9 protein-coding genes are annotated in these 16,539 nt (G+C 65.9%); all 9 read left to right on the top strand.

Annotated features, from left to right (window positions below):
• Positions 1-94 precede the first annotated feature (94 nt).
• Positions 95-1,114 (top strand): hypothetical protein, encoded by a 1,020-nt coding sequence (locus tag L3Q67_RS27055; protein ID WP_499184261.1) that lies wholly within the window; start codon positions 95-97, stop codon positions 1,112-1,114.
• On the top strand, positions 1,111-1,842 hold the full coding sequence (locus tag L3Q67_RS27050; RefSeq protein WP_499184260.1) for a hypothetical protein: 732 nt from the start codon (positions 1,111-1,113) through the stop codon (positions 1,840-1,842). The genes L3Q67_RS27055 and L3Q67_RS27050 overlap by 4 nt, the downstream gene beginning before the upstream one ends.
• A gap of 667 nt (positions 1,843-2,509) precedes the next feature.
• Positions 2,510-2,884 carry a hypothetical protein gene (locus tag L3Q67_RS27045; RefSeq protein WP_499184259.1) on the top strand — a complete coding sequence of 125 codons (375 nt, stop codon included), beginning with the start codon at positions 2,510-2,512 and terminating at the stop codon, positions 2,882-2,884.
• A complete protein-coding gene (locus L3Q67_RS27040) occupies positions 2,884-3,897 on the top strand; it encodes a hypothetical protein (RefSeq protein ID WP_499184258.1) in 1,014 nt (337 codons plus the stop codon). The genes L3Q67_RS27045 and L3Q67_RS27040 overlap by 1 nt, the downstream gene beginning before the upstream one ends.
• A gap of 164 nt (positions 3,898-4,061) precedes the next feature.
• Complete coding sequence (gene mobL / locus L3Q67_RS27035) at positions 4,062-6,338, top strand: relaxase MobL (protein WP_499184257.1); 2,277 nt, start codon at positions 4,062-4,064, stop codon at positions 6,336-6,338.
• Positions 6,339-6,498: 160 nt separating this feature from the next.
• Positions 6,499-7,047, top strand: a complete 549-nt coding sequence (locus L3Q67_RS27030) for a hypothetical protein (protein ID WP_499184256.1) — start codon at positions 6,499-6,501, stop codon at positions 7,045-7,047.
• A gap of 198 nt (positions 7,048-7,245) precedes the next feature.
• Entirely contained in the window at positions 7,246-9,012 is a 1,767-nt protein-coding gene (locus L3Q67_RS27025) for an ATP-dependent Clp protease ATP-binding subunit (RefSeq protein WP_499184255.1), read from the top strand.
• Positions 9,013-9,224: 212 nt separating this feature from the next.
• Positions 9,225-11,189 (top strand): coiled-coil domain-containing protein, encoded by a 1,965-nt coding sequence (locus tag L3Q67_RS27020; RefSeq protein ID WP_499184254.1) that lies wholly within the window; start codon positions 9,225-9,227, stop codon positions 11,187-11,189.
• Positions 11,190-11,463: 274 nt separating this feature from the next.
• Positions 11,464-16,410 carry a type IV secretory system conjugative DNA transfer family protein gene (locus L3Q67_RS27015; protein WP_499184253.1) on the top strand — a complete coding sequence of 1,649 codons (4,947 nt, stop codon included), beginning with the start codon at positions 11,464-11,466 and terminating at the stop codon, positions 16,408-16,410.
• Positions 16,411-16,539: the final 129 nt, after the last annotated feature.

Raw genomic sequence — 16,539 nt, 5'->3', positions numbered from 1 at the left:
CGCGGCGAGCGGGGCGATCCGAGAGTGAGCAAGCCGGTGCCCGGACTCCGGGCACCGGCTTATGCAACTACGCGGAGAAGGGGGCGCACCTGTGATGGGAGCCGACAACCAGTTCAACGACACCAGCGACCAGGGCGTGGAGGATCCGGCCGGAAGGTCGCACCCCGAGGAGGGAGAGGCCAGTACCACCAGGCGCACGGCCCCGCCGACACGCCGGAAGGTCACAGGGCTCGAGCTCGAGGCGCGCTTCGACGGCTGGCGGGACGCCCAACGGGCCAGGCGCAAGGTCCGCGCGACCGAGGACAGCGCGAGAATCCTGCGCCGCAGGCTCAGCGTGATCATGAGCGCGGGGATCCTCGCGCTGGTGGTCATCTCGGCGGTGACGGGCAACGGCTTCACGGCGGCTCGGTCCGCGAACGACTCGACGATCATGAACCTGGAGGAGCAGATCAGCGATGCTCGGGCAGGGCCGGTGGACCTGGACCTGCCGCGCACGATGTCGGAGCTCTCCCACGCCGCGGCGACCGACGCAGGCAAGGTCCAGGCCGCGCAGCAGACCTACACGACGCTCTATCACCAGTCGAGCATGCAGCCGGGCACGGACAACGGAGCGCCGAATGAGGCCATGGTGGCGACCGCTGAGCACCGCAAGGTCCTGGCCCCGCTGTTCAGCAAGGACTCCTACCTCGCCACCGATGAGGATGCCTACACCTGGCAGAACGTGCTGCCCTTCGACGCGGCCCGTGAGATTGACCCGCGGTTCGCCTGGTATGTCCGCTACGACGGGTGGGCGGCGTCTGACCCCAGCACGTACACCTGGAAGGTCGAGACGGTGATGCCGGACCTGGCTTCCCCCGAGGTCTCGGGAGCGACGCAGGAGGCGACGGTCGTCTGGCTGTGCCGGGACACCACGACCAGCACGGTGCTCGCCTGGGCCAGCGCGAGCTACATCCACGACGGCACGCGCGGGCTTTTCGACGACCTCGAGGTCGTGGTGACCGCGGCCGGTGCGGCCCACCAGCACCCGTCGAGTTCGGCGCCGGATGGCTCCGGCGTCCCGGAGCTTGCCGGCTCCAACGGGGAGACGAGGGTCGAGGAGGGTGGCGGGCGATGACCGGGCCCACGCCAGCGGGTATGGCCGGTGCGGCCGGGCCGCGGCAGGCGAACCAGCGGGGTTTCATCCGGCGTAATAGCGGGGTCCTGGTGATCGCGGCACTGCTCGTGCTCGTCGCGGCCGTAGCCGGGACGAGGTCGGCCGGCCAGCGTGCGGCGCTGGACGGGCAGGAGTCGAGGATCAGCGAACTCGAGGGCGAGCTCAGGACTGCGCACCGGGCACGGTCCGAGCAGATAGAGGGTGATCTTCTGCACTCGGTCGGGGTCAGCCGGGCACGGCTGGATGGTGACGCGCGGATGATCGCCGCGCTGGTCGAGACGGCCTTCACCTGGGACTCGAGTGCGGCTTACGACCAGGCGCGCGCGGAGCTCAAGGCCAAGTACGGCCTCAGCGAGGATGATGTGTTCTTCACCGAGTTCATGCCCCCGTCCCGGTACAACAGCGATGCTGGCGGCCAGCGGTATCACTACATCGACGCCCAGGGGCTGAATTCGTCGGCGGGTGATGACCTGGACATCGAGGTCGTCAGGGTCAGCGCGGGCGACTACACCTATGCCGTTCTGGCCGACGTTGCGGTCACCTCGGACGCGATCGAGCAGAACAACGCCAACCCGGGGCGCATCACGGCCCAGCGTCGGATGCTGCTTGTGGTGACGGTTGACGCCGAGGGCGGCGTCTCAGGTCTTTCCGGGGTCCCGGCGAGCGGATCGACTCGCCATTCGAACTGATTCGGACTACCTTTCGAATACTTTTCTTGATAACGTCGTTGTGGTATTCGAGAAGAACATTCCGAGACGGCATGGCGTCGGCTGTGAGTGTGAAGTCCGGCGAGCGGGCAGTGCGCTCTGAGCGCATGAAGTGCGTCGTCAATATGTCGTCGCGCACCGGGCCGGTGTCAGATGAGGTGCACGTCAGGCGCAGCCAGATGTGACGGGTGCGCGGATAAGCGGCCGTACGGCGATGTCCGGTGAGGGTGCGGGTGCGGCGGCCCTCGCTACGCCTGCTGTGCCAAGCCTGCGACGCGGCGTCGTCGTTCGCGGCCTGCCGGGCAACGAGGACGCGCGATGACCTTGTCGGCGCCCAGACACGCCCGTCGGCCGAAGCGGGCGGCGCCTCGCCCACCCCGCATCCATGCGGAGCTGCCATCGCTGACCGGATGAGGACCTCAGATCACGCGAAACACGACACGGCGACGACACGAAAGACGAGATGATCATGATGAGCCGGACTATGGACAGGACCCACCGGACAGTCAGCGTCGACGAGGCCAGCACGGCGGCGGGAAAGTCGCCCTCAGCGAGGGCCACGAAAAACAAGGCAGAGAAACGGCCGTCGCCGCTACGCGAGGCCTGGGAACGGCGCTCACTGACCGCGGGCGGCGATAGGCTTCGCGGCGTGGCCAGGGCCGTGTTCTTCCGTTCGGTCACCATCGTCACCGACTTCCTGCTGGTGTTCATCACCGCCATGGTCGTCATCCCGACGCTCGGTGCCTGGCTGCATCAGCAGTCCGGCGCGGCCCAGGGCTCGCTGACCATGGCCGGGACGATCGCCATGTGGCTGACGCCGCTGTGCTTCCTGGTCATCATCCTGGCGGCAGGCGAGATCGCGGTGATGCGCGCCCTGTGGCGCTGGGGCACGCGCAGGATCCAGAAAATCCGCGACCCTCGCGCCGGTGAGGCCGATACCGCAACGACGTCCGGGCCTTCGCGCGGACCCGCCGCACAGGCCGGGCGCCACGGCGGGAAGAACACCCGCACCAGGAGGACGTGATGCGCACCGCCGGACTGACGCTGAACGACGTGTGGGCCGACCGGGTCCTTCGCGAACACGGCGTCGAAACCTACCGCTACGAGAAGCTGGCCGCCGAGAGCGTCGTCCTCGTGGAATCAGTCGAGCTCAAGCACCGGAGCCCGCAGGAGAACTACCGGCCCTACCTGCACATGACCGGTGAGCTGCGCTCGATCACTCCGGCCACGATGCTGCCGTACGGCATTTCCCAGGTCACCTACTCCCCCGGCCAGGGCGAGAAGATCACCGCTTTCTACGAGTTCGACGACGAGCAGCTGGTCGTGCTCGCGGGCAAGGGCTACTTCAGCAACGCGTTCAGCGTCCCCGAGCAGATCATCGGCATCGAGTGGGAACTCCCGGTCACAGTGGACACTCTCGTACTGGCCCCGTCGGCCGCGGAGACCGACGCCCCGGTGGTCTTCACCCACGTGCACGACATCGCCGGACTCGAGATCGACCTCGAGTCCTCGGGCTACGACCTCACCGACTACTTCGCCGACCACTCCCAGGATGGCGTCACGCGAACCCACGGCGCCGTCATCGACGAACGGGGCCTGCGAGCACGCTCGGATGCGATCAACTCGCTGTTCACCGAGCAGGAGATCGGCCTCGCCGGGCAGGAGGACCGCACCGCCCGCCCGGCCCCTCAGGCGGAGACCACGGCCGAAGGGCTGGGCAGCCGCCTGCAGCAGATCGAGGCGCTGATCGCCGCCGAGCACGTGCGGTACCAGGCCGAGCGGGCACGTACCGCAGGCACAACGGAGAACCTCTACCACGAGCACGTGGTCCAGCCCCAGCGCATCACCGTGGAGCCACCACCATCGCGCCCGGCGCGCGCCCCGGACTCCGGCCTCGAGCGTGAGAAGCCGGAAGCCCAGCCGGAGCCGGTCAGGCCGTCCTCGACCGTCGACGAGCGCACACACAGGGATTCCCGCCGCGCCATCACCCTCGATGGCGACCAGGACAACGGCTACGACCACGACCTGGGGTCCTGAAGCGCGTTCAAGCCGAGACAACAAACAGACCAACGGCCCCTGACGCCAGGTGACTGCACCCCGGGACCGGACCCGGTCATCGAACTGAGCGACATGCCGTCCTCGCGCTGACGCAGTCGGCGCGAGCGCAACCAGGCTCACGACTCGCTGGATGGTGATGATGTATGGACTTGCGGACGTCGATCGTGATCGTCAACGAGTTCAGCGTGCCCCTGCCGGGCGGTAAGGGGTCCCGCGGCGCGACGCCCGGCGACTACGTCACGCGGTACATGGCCCGCCGACAGGCCACGGAGTCCCTGGCCCCGATCCAGCGCGTGCGCACCGACGACTTCATCACGCGCTACCTGGCCCGTGAGTCGGCCGTCGAGCACGCAGGGAGCTCCCGCGGCGCGGTCAAGACGGCCATGCGCCAGGCCCAGGGGGACGGCGGCGTGGCCTTCGGCTACGGCTCGGTCTCCCTGTCCGACGAACAACTGCACGCCGCGTCCCGCGACATTCAGACGCGCTTCGACAGTGGCAAGACCGTGCTCAAGACGCTGCTCTCCTTCGACGAGAACTACCTCAAGCGGCACGGCCTCATCGGCGAGGATTTCCACTGCGAGGCACGCGGGGACTACCGCGGCCACATCGACCAGATGAAGCTGCGCATGGCGATCATGCACGGGCTGGACCGGATGGCCGCCGGCACGAGCGGGTTCGACGACCTGCGCTACGTCGGGGTGATCCAGGTCGACACCGAGCACGTGCACTGCCATCTGGCGATGATCGACGCGGGCACGGGCTCGCTGGCCAGCGACGGTACCCAGCGTGGCAAGCTGCTGGACCGGCACAAGGCGCGACTGCGCCGCGGCGTCGATGCCTGGCTCGAGGGGAAACAGGCCGTGGCGCACTTGTCCAGCGCTGCGGGCTACGAGCGGCGCAACGTCACCACCTTCATCAAACGCTGGGCGCAGGAGCGCATCCGCGCCGAGTCACTCCCCCAGTTCCTGCTCGCCTGCCTGCCGGCCGATCGGACCCTGTGGCGCGCCAGCTCACACGCACTGTCCATGCGTAAGGCGAACCAGCTGGTCACCGAGTTAGTGACCGAGCAGCTGGAGCGCCCGGGATCGCCCGCGCCAGCGGCGCTGGAGAGGATCGTCGACGACGCCAATCGGCGTCGCGAGAGAGAGCACCTGTCCACCCGGGACTGGCAGCGCCTGGTCGAGCGCGGCCGGGCCCAGATGCTGGAGCGGGCGGTCGACGGTGTGTACCAGATGCTGCGGGCTGTGCCCGAGGCCGAACTACGGGTACGCACGCCGATGCTCGATGTCATGGGGATGGACTACGTCCAAATGGCGGCACTGGCGGCGGATCGGCAGACCGACACCAGCCCCGAGCAGAGCACCGAGCACGATCTGGTGTCCTTCGGCTTCCGCCTGCGCAGCTACGCTTCACGCCTCGAGCACCACAGGGACCGGGCCGCGGCCTACCGTGATCTGGCGCGCCAGTGGGAGCGGGCGGAGAACGCTGGCGTGGCCGCCGAGGACTCGCGGCCGCTCTACGATTTTTACCGCTTCGAGGAGGACTACCACCGGCGGGTGATGAGCAAGTACCAGCACTTCCTGCCGTTCCTCGGCGACGCCGGTCAGTGGCACGCCCGGCAGCGCCAGCTCACGGACTACCGGCAGCGGCTGCTTTCGCTGCAGGCGCTGCGCCACGACGCCTCCTTACCGCGGTTGACGGACGCCGAGCAGGCCGAGCGGCTGGGCAGGGACATCTACGGCCAGCCCGGCGGCCGGTATCTCACCGAGGGCACGGCGGGCCGGGCGGTACTGGACGCCCGCATCGCGGCGATGCAGCGGGGCTACGGCGAGCGCCTGGACGAGCTGCGCACCGATCTCTCGGCATCGGGCCTGGTGCTGCAGGCAGGCGCCCCCGGCGCACCCCCTCCGGGACCCCACGGACTCACCACGCAGCTGAGGATCGTGCCGGGCACGGTGCACAACTTCGACGAGGTCAAGGCGCTGGACCTGCACCACCTCGGCTACGACTTCGTCCACGACATCGAGATCGGGCCCACAGCGCACCGGACCTTCACGGCGGCGGCGACCGAGCGCCGGAGGATGATCCTTGCGGCGATGGACTATCTCGACGATTCCGGCCAGCCCGAAGCGATCTCTGATCTCCCAGTGGACGACGTCGCAGTCATGACACGCGTGTCCCGCGAGCTGATGGCCGCCGCTGAGAACGGCGGACGGGGGTCGCTGACGCTGCCCTCGAAGATCGCCCAGCTCCGTACCGAGCGTGAGCAAGCGGCGCAGCGGCGGTCGAAGGCCCCGTCGCTGGACTCGGGGCTCGCGGTGCGCGTCCAAGCGCGAATCGACGCAGCCGTGACGAACGACGAGCTGCCCCACGAACGCGAGGCTGACCCGACTGCCCTGCCACTTGACGAGCAAGGTTGACCATCGAACGCCAGTCGAATGCTTATCAAAGACTTGTCGAATGCCATTTTCGTCATTAATGTGGAGGGCGTTCGGCAGGTATCGCAGGTCTTGTTCGGACGCTGTGACTGATCATGGCCGGTCTGCCGGGTGGCAGCCGGAACGACGAAAGGACGCGATCATGGCACTTCTCAAGGGCAAGGGCGCGATGACCGGGGTCAACCTCATCGCCAGGGTCTATCGCAATGGCGCAACCAAGGACGGCAAGTCTCATTACATCGACGTCCAGGTCGATGCACGCGACAGCCGGGGGCGGGAGCAGACGAACCTGCACCTGAAGTCGGAGCGCGTGCCGGGCGAGGGCGGCAAGATTCGCTTCAACAACAAGGCGCCGTACTCTGTCGGCCAACTGCAGGAGATCGTGCAGGTCGCCGGCCCGAACACCGAGCCTCTGCGTAGCAAGGATAACGAGGAAGTCGGCACTCTCTACGGGTTCAAGGGCAATGTCATGCCCGCGTCGCGCGGCCCCGGGCTGGTGGTCAACACCAACCGGATCGAGCCTTCCGACTTCAAGGTCGACGCCACGACCCTGGACAACCAGTTCACCTCCATGCGCGACGCACGCAAGGCGCAGGCTGCGGCCAAGGGGGCGCAGGTGGCTGTGCCCACCGCCGAGCAGGCCGCCGAGTCCGAACGGCCAGCCGAGCTGGAAGAGCCCGCCATTGGCTGAGACCCTTCCCCCGCCAGGCACCATCGAGAGGCCCCGGAGCGATCTTCGGGGCCTCTCGCACAGAAAGGAGACCACGGCAGGCGCACGGCACGCACCCGACGAGTACGAGCGGCAGCGCCCCATCCGGGCAGCCGGATACGCCGGACTGCGGCGAGCCCAATCAGTCGAATCACTGCCCTGCCGGAGGTACCTCGCGGCATGTTCCACGACTCACACCTCAACGAGGCTTATCCACTGCTAGCCGCACTGTCAGACCCGCTCAAGAAGGCCGAACGGGAGATCGTCGGCCGTGAGCACGAACAGATGCAGCTGATGGCCGCACTGAGCCGTCCCGAGCTGTGCAATCCCTTGCTGCTGGCCGAGGCCGGCACAGGCAAGACCACGTTGGTCCAGGCCACGATGCTCACCGACAAGAACCGCGTCTACCTTGAGGTCGATCCGGCCAGGATGATCTCCGAGGCAGGCGCCGGCGATCTCATGGCCTCGACGCTCAAGGGTTTCTTCGACGAGGCCGAGCGGTTCGTCGAGGAGGAGAAGCGCGAAATAGTGCTCTTCATCGACGAGTTCCATCAGATCATCCAGCTGTCCGCCGCGGCCGTCGAGGCGATCAAGCCCGTGCTGGCAGCGTCGGGCACGCGCGGCCTCCGTATCATCGCCGCCACGACGTACGAGGAGTTCCACACGCACATCGCCCCGAACCAGCCCCTCGTCGAGCGTCTGCAGCGCATCAACCTCAACCCCCCAGGCCAGGACACCACGATCACGATCCTGCGGGGAATGGCGAAGCGCTACGGGGTCGCCGACCAGTTCTACGACGATCACATCTACCGCCAGATCTACGAGTACACGCAGCGCTACATGCCGGCGAGCGCACAGCCGCGCAAGTCGATCCTCGTACTCGACTCCATGGTCGGCTGGCACCGCTTGACCAACCGTCCCTTGGACCGGGAGTTGCTCGCGGACGTGCTCATGGAATCACTCAACGTCAATGTCGCCTTCAAGGTCGACGGCGCGCACATCAAGCGACAGTTGGACACGGTGGTCTTCAGTCAGGACCTGGCGACCAGTGCGGTGGCCAGGCGCTTGCAACTGTCGGTGGCCGATCTCAATGACAAGGGGCGCCCCGAAGCGAGCTTCCTGTTCACCGGCTCTACCGGTGTTGGCAAATCGGAGCTCACCAAGCAGCTCGCGCGCCTGCTGTTCGGGGACGATCAGCGCCACCTCATCCGGTTCGATATGACCGAGTACGCCCGGGACGAGTCGTTCGCGGCCTTCCGGTCGGAGTTGACGAAGAAGGTCTGGGGCCTCTCGCACGCCGTGCTGCTCTTCGACGAGATCGAGAAGGCCTCTCCGACGGTCACACGGGTGCTGCTGCAAGTGCTCGACGACGGGCGGCTCTCCGATGACCACAACCGCCAGGTGAGCTTCCTCAACACCTACATCGTGCTGACGACGAACTCAGGCTCGGAGATCTACAAGTCCATCGCGCGGTACGCCGAGGATGACACGGGCTCGGGTAAGCAACTCGAGGCCTACAGGAAGCTCATCCGGCGCTCGATCTCCGAGACCTCGGCCGGCAACCGCTTCCCACCCGAACTTCTGGGCCGCATCGACGTCATCGCCCCCTTCCAGCCGCTGTCTTTGGTGACGCAGGAGAAAATCGTGCGCACCAGGCTGCGCTCGATGGTCCAGGACGTGCTCCTCAAGCACAACGTGCGGGTCTCGGTGGACAAGAAGGTGCTGCGGTACCTCATCGAGGACAAGGGCGATACCGACTCGGATGCCGGCGGCGCGCGCGTGGCCGTGGCGAAGATGACCGACGAGGTCACCACCGCGGTGGCCACCTTCATCAACGAGCACCCGTCACAGCGTCGGATCCGGATCGACGTCGTCGGCGACCTGGTCAGTGACGACAAGAACCTGCTGAACTCGGACGCCCACATCGAGGTCAGCGCGGTGAGCTGAGGCGCCCGCGGCCGACGAGCGGCCACTAGGACACCCAGCGTGGATGCGTCTTCGATAAACTATCGAGTACTTATCGACTTGTCTATTCGAAACGCGCCCGATAAGATTCTCATAAACGAGTGTGACTTTTCTCGCGGCCGAAGGGACCGACAACGATGGGTAGTCCGGACGCGGGACGGCGCAGGAAGGGTCGGAGGAAGAAGCCAGACGAGTTGCTGTCCTCAGTGGTCAGGGAGACGGCGATCCCCGCCGCCGTGGAGTTGTTGCGCTCGAACACCCAGTTCGTCTTCCCCAGCGGCACAGCGTGGGTCATGCTCCTGCTCGCCGCCGCGGATATCGGTGGTTTGAGCAAGCGGCACGGTCGTGATGAAGCCAAAGGCTCGATCATCGAGCTCATCGGCTCCGATCAGATCAAGACCGTGGCGACGGCCGAGATGCTGGAGAACGAGGTCTTCGGCATCATCCCCAACGAGGAGACGCTGAGCCGGATGGAGGAGTACTCACTGCTCGCCGGTGCTCGCTATGCCTGGGCCGTCGTATGGCAGGAGCCTAGTGGCGACCTGCTGATCGACCTAGTCAGCGACGGCACCTTCGCGCAGGCGAAGGCGGCTCTCTCCGGTTCGCTGGGTCTCGCCGAGGTCGTCGGCGCCCGGGCGTGGGCCGAGCACAGTGGCATGGCCGCCGAGGAGACGGCCACCGCGGTGGCGCCCGATGTCCAGGTCGACGACGACGGTGGTGCCGACGACGAGATCTTCGATCCGCTTCCTGCGGACGGTGTCGATGACGAGCCAATCTTCGACACAGAGCCCCGTGGCCCCAGCGCTGAGGAGGGTGTCGAGCCGGTGGCGGTCGACGTCGATGAGCAAACGTTCGAGGAGACCGGTGGCTTCGAGGAGTTCGATGAGGCCGACGTGACGTACGGAGACACGGCCGGGCCCCAGGACTCCCCGGCCGAGGTGCTGCTGACCGACCAGGATCAGGTGCGCGAGGTCATCGCCCGTCGTTTCCTCTCCGAGGAGCTCGATCTGGAGGTACGGCTCGACGAGTTCAACGCGACCTTCGCCATTGGCGCGCCCGTGGTGCAGCTCGAACTTCCCCAGGGCGCGACCGAATGGCTGGGTGACCAGCTGGCCCAGCTCAGCCGGCAAGCCAACGCCGACCTCGCCCAGCTGCGTTCCGCGCATGAGGACGACCTGCGGGTCCTGTTCGTCAGGCTCATGTCGGCACACGCCGAGCAGATCATTCGTGACGTGGCCACCGACCGCGAGGGCTCCCGCTACAAGGCGCTCAAGGACAGCACCGAGCAAGCGCATCTCGAACGCCACTCCGAGAAAGAGCAGCGGATCCGGGAGACCAAGACCCGGATCGCGAAGGACTTCGAAGACCAGGCGACCAAGCAGGCCCAGCAGGCCGCGATCCTGGCCGAGGTCCAGTTCAAAGAACGTCACCGTCCGAAGATGCAGCGGGAGCAGGCTGACGCGGTCGCCGAGATCGACCGGATTCTCGAGAACGCGCACACGCACGATCAGCTGGAGATCCTGCGTGTGCGCCGCTCCGATGCCGCGCTGAAGATGCAGGTCGGGACCACGCGGATCTTCGAGCTGCTGGCAGAGCGTCACACTGAGTACCTGGCAGCCGAGGAAGAGCGCCTGGGCCGGTGGAGGTCGGAGATCCAGAGCATCATCGACGACAACCGCAAAGCTGACGTCGCACGGACAGAGGCGCTGGCCGAACAGCAGCGGATCAGCGATGAGGTCGCAGTTGTGCGCCGTGAGCAGGAAGCGCTTCTGGAGTCGCTGCGCAACGAGCATGCTGACCGGATTCGCCGGCTGGAAGAGGCCCACGAGCGCGACCGCCGAGAGGCTGTCGCGCAGATGCAGATTCGCGACGCGGAGTGGCAACACAGCCTCGGTGTCGAACAGGAGCGGACCAAGTCCCAGATCGGACGCGTAGCCGAACTGCTGCACCAGGTGGACACCGCCGAGTCTTCGGCGAATCGCCGCTGGGGTGAGCGTGTGAGCCAGCTCAAGGCCGACAACACCGCTCACGTCCACCAGCTGGCACGGGAATCGGAGATCCAGGGACGGTCGATCCGGTTCCTCCTCATCGTGATGGTGGCGCTGGTTGCGCTCGTGGGGGTGGCGGGATTCATCGGCGGGGCCGCGCTGGGGGGCTGACCCGGTGGCCTTTCGGCCGCGCGCGCAGGCATGACCTGTTGCGTCGTTGCCGTGCGCGCGGCCGCAACGGGTCAGAAGAAGCGGCACGACGCGCGGCGGGAAAAGGGGAAGAACGATGAGTCAGGGAAAGTGGAGGGCGTCGCGGCCGAAGGCGAGCAACTGGGACAAGATCTCGGCCCGCACCTCGGGTGAGACTCTGGCGAACAGGGATGTCTACGACGAGCAGCAACTCGACCGGGGCATGCTCCAGGCTCGGCGGTCGAAGGCGCCCGGCGTGGTCGCCGCGCTGGTCGTGGGCATGTGCGTGGCGATCGCCGTCTGGTTGACCTGTTCGGTCATCGCCGCGGCAGTGGGCGCGCTAGGTGCGACGGTGAACGGTGCCCCAGGCGGCGCACACGCCGGTGTGCCGGGCTCGTACTACGTCGAGGAGACCACGACCGGCGCCAACGGAGCGGTGGTGCTCTGCTACCGGCCGCTGACCGAGAAGGGCAGCCCCGCTACCAGGTCGAAATGCTACGCCACCGTCGAGGAGGTGCCAGTTCCCGACTGGTGGGCCAGGGCGCAGGCCGAGACCACGGCCAGCCCTGACCAGTACGACGAGAGGAGTGTCGGCGCGCAGCTGGAGTCGGTCTCGGCGTTCAAGATCTTCGTCACGCTGGGCTCGGGCCTGCTGGTCGCGATCGTCATCGGGACCTGGTTCTCGCGCCGGGTTGCCGCGGCCAACCTCATGAACACCACGGCCGACATCAACCAGTACCACAACGACCAGCACATCGCGCTCCCCCAGGAAGTTCAGCGGAACTACGACTGGTTCCCCGACGCCGGCGCTCACTCGGACGTACAAGTCAGCTCGATGATTAGCCACATGATGCTCCGCGCGAAAGGCCTGGGCCAGGTCGAGGTCGTCCAGCGCGCGGAGAACGACGTCGTCGACGACGACGACGGGACCCTGGTCTACTACGCCGGTGAGGCCCTCGACGACGACGCCGGCGAGCCGCTCACGGCGACGCTGCCGATCATCGACGAGGGGTTCGGCGACGCGCTCTTCGAGGCTTCGGGGCTGCCACGCGACAAGGCTTTGCGGCAGAAATACGACACAACCCTGATTCCGTACAACCCCGATGGCAAGGACCGCGGCAAGCTCGGCACGTACAAGACCGTCGCCGACCTCATCAAGGCCGACTGGGACTTTCCGCAGTACGAGGTGCAGCGCCCCGCGGGCGCCTACATCGTGGACACCGCGCCGGTGAACACGATGGTGCTGGCCATCACCCGCGCCGGCAAAGGGCAGACCTACATCGAGCCGATGCTGGACATGTGGAGCCGGGAGAAGACGCCGTCGAACATGGTGGTCAACGACCCCAAGGGCGAGCTGCTGGTGAAGAACTACATCCCGCTGGTCACCCGCGGCTTCGAGCCGGTGCAGTTCAACCTCATCAACGCGATGAAGACCGACATCTACAACCCGCTGGGCATGGCCGCTGAGGCGGCCCGCGAGGGCGACTCCACCAAGTGCGCGCTGTACGTGGAGAACATTGCCGACGTGTTCTTCCCGCTCGACGGCAGCGAGGACCCGGTGTGGCCCAACGCGGCAAACAACGCCTTCAAGCGCGCGGCCTACGGCCTCATCGACTTCTATCTCGAAGAGGAGCGCGAGCTGCGCGAGGTCGCCGCCCTGACCGGGATGGACCCGGAAACACTGGAGAAGCGGCTCGATGAAATGTGGGGCAAGGTCACGCTCTACAACTGCTACCAGCTGTTCGTGCAGCTGACCTCGAAGAAGATCAGGAACCCGGCCGCGGAGCTGGAGAGGAGGATCAAGGCCGGGGAGTTCGAGGACGACGAGGCCCTGCTGGAGGAGGAGCAGAGGAAAGTCGCGGAGAAGGACTTTCTGTGGGAGGGCAAGGCCGAGCTGGACATGCTCACCCTGTTCTTCAACGCCACCGAGGCCTTGCCGACGAACACGATGCGCACGCTCATCGGCAACGCGAACAACGCCCTGCGCGCGATGGCCGGCGCGGAGAAGATGCTCGCCTCGGTCTACGGCATCGCGATCACGGCCATGTCCTTCTTCACCGACCCGACGATCTCGACGCTGACTTCGGGCAAGCCCTCGCAGAACACCGACCTGGGCGGGCTGAGTTTCCCGCGGCGGTTCGGCGTGCGCTTCGCGCCGAACTACCTCAAGCGCGACCACCTCAAGGGCTTGCAGGCGATGTGGTCGGCGTACGGGGACTCGATGTTCACCGAGGACCTCGGCCCGGAGTTCGCGCACTCGGACATCGTCACCACCGAGGGCTGGGCACGGTACTACTTCAAGGGAAAGTTCCCCGCCGACGAGGCCTGGGTCAGGCTCGAGCTCGTAAACCCGCAGTCGAAGATGCTGGTGCGCACCTTTCACTTCCATTTCAAGAAGAACTATCAGGTCTCGCTCAACGGGCGGCACTACGTGACCGAGCCCGTCACCGGCAAGAAGATCATCAAAAACGGCGTGCTGCGCGAGCTGCGGCCGGTACGCGAGGGAGGCACCGGGGACGGGAGGATCCAGTCGTTCCGGCCCGAGGACACGATGTACCCGCATACCCGGCTCGACTTCTCCGGCGGTGGCCACCCCGAGAAGGTCTCGGGCGAGAACCGGGCGATCACCCAGACGATGGTGCGGTACTCGGAGTCCCCGAAGGCGGTGTTCCTGGTGACTCCGCCGCACCTGATGAAGTACGCGAAGCTGATTTTGATCCTGGTCAAGCAGCTGGTCGATTTGAACTTCGACAAGAGCTACATGACCAAGAGCAATCAGAAGCCGCTGTACAGGACCAGGTTTATGCTCGACGAGCTCGGCAACCTGCAGTCCGAAGGACACGGCATTTCCGGCTTCGAGACCATGTTGTCGATCGGGCTGGGCCAGGAACAGCAGTTCACGCTCATCCTTCAGACCTTGCAGCAGCTGCGCGACGTCTACGGCGAGAGCGTGGACAAGATCGTGCAGGGAAACTGCCTCCCGCTCGACGCCAGCATCGCCACGCCGTATGGGTGGACGACGATGGAGAAGATTCAGCCCGGTGACGAGCTGATGACCCCGTTTGGCACGGTCACGACCGTGACCGACAAATACCCGGTCAAGATGCGACCGGTCTACCGACTCACGCTGCGCGACGGGTCGTCGGTCGAGGCGTGCCCGGACCACCTGTGGCCGATTGAGCGCTGGAAATCGAGTATCAAGTACCTCGGCGGGAAGGACGAGAACGGCAAGCGTCGCTACACCGGCGGTGCCGACGGTAAGACGGCTGAGCGCGTCACCGAGATCATCAGTACTGAGGAGCTGAAGGCACGCATCGACAAGGGGCGTCAGGTCGATCTGATCCCGATTGCTCCGGTGGCCTACCCGGAGGCCGATCTTCCGGTGGACCCGTACGTGCTGGGTGCAATCCTGGGCGATGCCCACATCAACTCTGGGGGAACGGTGTCCTTGTACAGCGCCGAGCCCGAGATTATCGACGAGATTCGTCGTCGCGGGTACGCGATTGTCGTTCAGGCGGTCGCAGAAGGTCTTTGCCCCCAGTATCGGATCAACGGAGTCCGTAAGTTCACGCGTGAGCTCGGTGTGTCCGGCCACCGCGCGTGGGAGAAGTCGATCCCCGAGATCTACCTGCGGGGCTCGGTGCAGCAGCGCAGTGACCTGCTGCGCGGTCTGATGGACACCGACGGGACCATCAGCAAGAAGGGCGAGATGGAGTTCAGCTCGTGCAGCCAGGAGTTGGCGGAGAACGTGCAGGAACTGATTCGCTCCCTTGGTGGTCGTGTGGCGATCAACGTCAAAACCAACATCATCTACACGTCTCCGAACCAGTCGGAGCCGAAGGCCGCTCGTGACGCGCACAGGGTGCAGAACATCCGCCTGCCCGAGATCAACCCCTTCCTGCTTCCTCGGAAGGCGGAGCGCTGGAAGGACCGCACTCGTAGTTTCAACCGTGTCGTCAGCGTCGACTACGTGCGCGACGACCTCGTGCAGTGCATCGCGGTCGAGGACGAGCGTCACCTCTACCTGACTGACGACTTCATCCCGACGCACAACACCGCGAACATCGTCTTCCTCAAGTCCACCGACGACTCGATGATCGAGACGCTGGAGAAGATGAGCGGCAGGACGCACAGGTCCTATGTCGACTCCAAGCAGATCAGCCAGGACCTGGACAAGGTCGTGGGAGGCAAGACCGAGGGGCGCGTCTCCTACACGATGAACACCAAAGAGGAGCCGCTGATCTCCTACAACGACATGGCCTTCCTCTCGCCGCGGAACTCGATCGTCTTCCGGGCCGGCGACCCGCCGGTGTGGAATCGCAACCAGACGATCCTGCCGATGTCGTGGCGGCTGTTCCAGGACACCATCACCCATCCCGGGCATGAGTACTCGCTGCAGACGATCCCGACGCTGTCCTCGGCCATCGATTTCGACGTGCGGATGAACCAGCCGGACTTTGTGAAGATGCTGGACAAGCGGATGCGACAGGCGATCCGCGCCTTCGATGCCAAGGCGCTCTACCAGGAGACCTACGGGTACCGGGACGTCGACATCGAGCGCCTCGATCCGGACGTCTACTCCGACGAGGTCATGGACGTCATCACGATGATGACCGCCGCGGACGAGGGGCGAGACCCCAACGCCCCGGTCATCGTCGACCCGGACGAGTACGAGGCGACGATGATGTTCGACGAGGACGAGTTCGTCGACAATGTTCTGGTGGCCACCGAGGTCGCCGAGCGCGAGGCGGCCAGCAACGAGCGGCAGCGGCGGATCTACGCCGAGGGAACCATCAGCAAGGAGATGCTGGTCAACCCCGATGGCTCGGCGAAGATCAAGAGCCTCGACGTCGAGATCGGCGAGGCGTACAAGTCAGCGCAGGTCGCACTGGAGCAGGACTACGCGCACTTCTCGCTCGGCGGGGACGGCGAGCTGCGCAGCGCGGACGGGTCGACGACCTACATCAGCCAGGTGAGGTCCGACTGGTACATCGAGGCAGCGCGTCGGATCAACGGGACAATCGGGGACGAGAACTCACGTGTCTTCGCCGAGCAGGAGGTCACCGACGAGGACTTGAAGTCCCTGGCGACGGTGAAGGTCCATGCGGCCTTCTACCAATACCTGGCCTCGCTGCCAAGCTGGGCAGTGCTGGCGGACGGCAGTTTCGACCGGGCGATGGCGATCGAAATGACGTCGAAGTAGCCAGCTGCGTCTCGAGGTGACAGGGCTACGAACGGCCTGGTGCGCCTCACGACAGGCGGCCCACCTTCTCGAACAAGCCTTTCAAAGGCCTATCGCTTCTTATCGATAAGCGGGATATGCTCTATTCAT

The organism is Saccharothrix sp. AJ9571, assembly GCF_021725495.1.
Lineage (GTDB): Bacteria > Actinomycetota > Actinomycetes > Mycobacteriales > Pseudonocardiaceae > Amycolatopsis > Amycolatopsis magusensis.
This window is presented reverse-complemented; position numbering and strand designations above follow the sequence as displayed.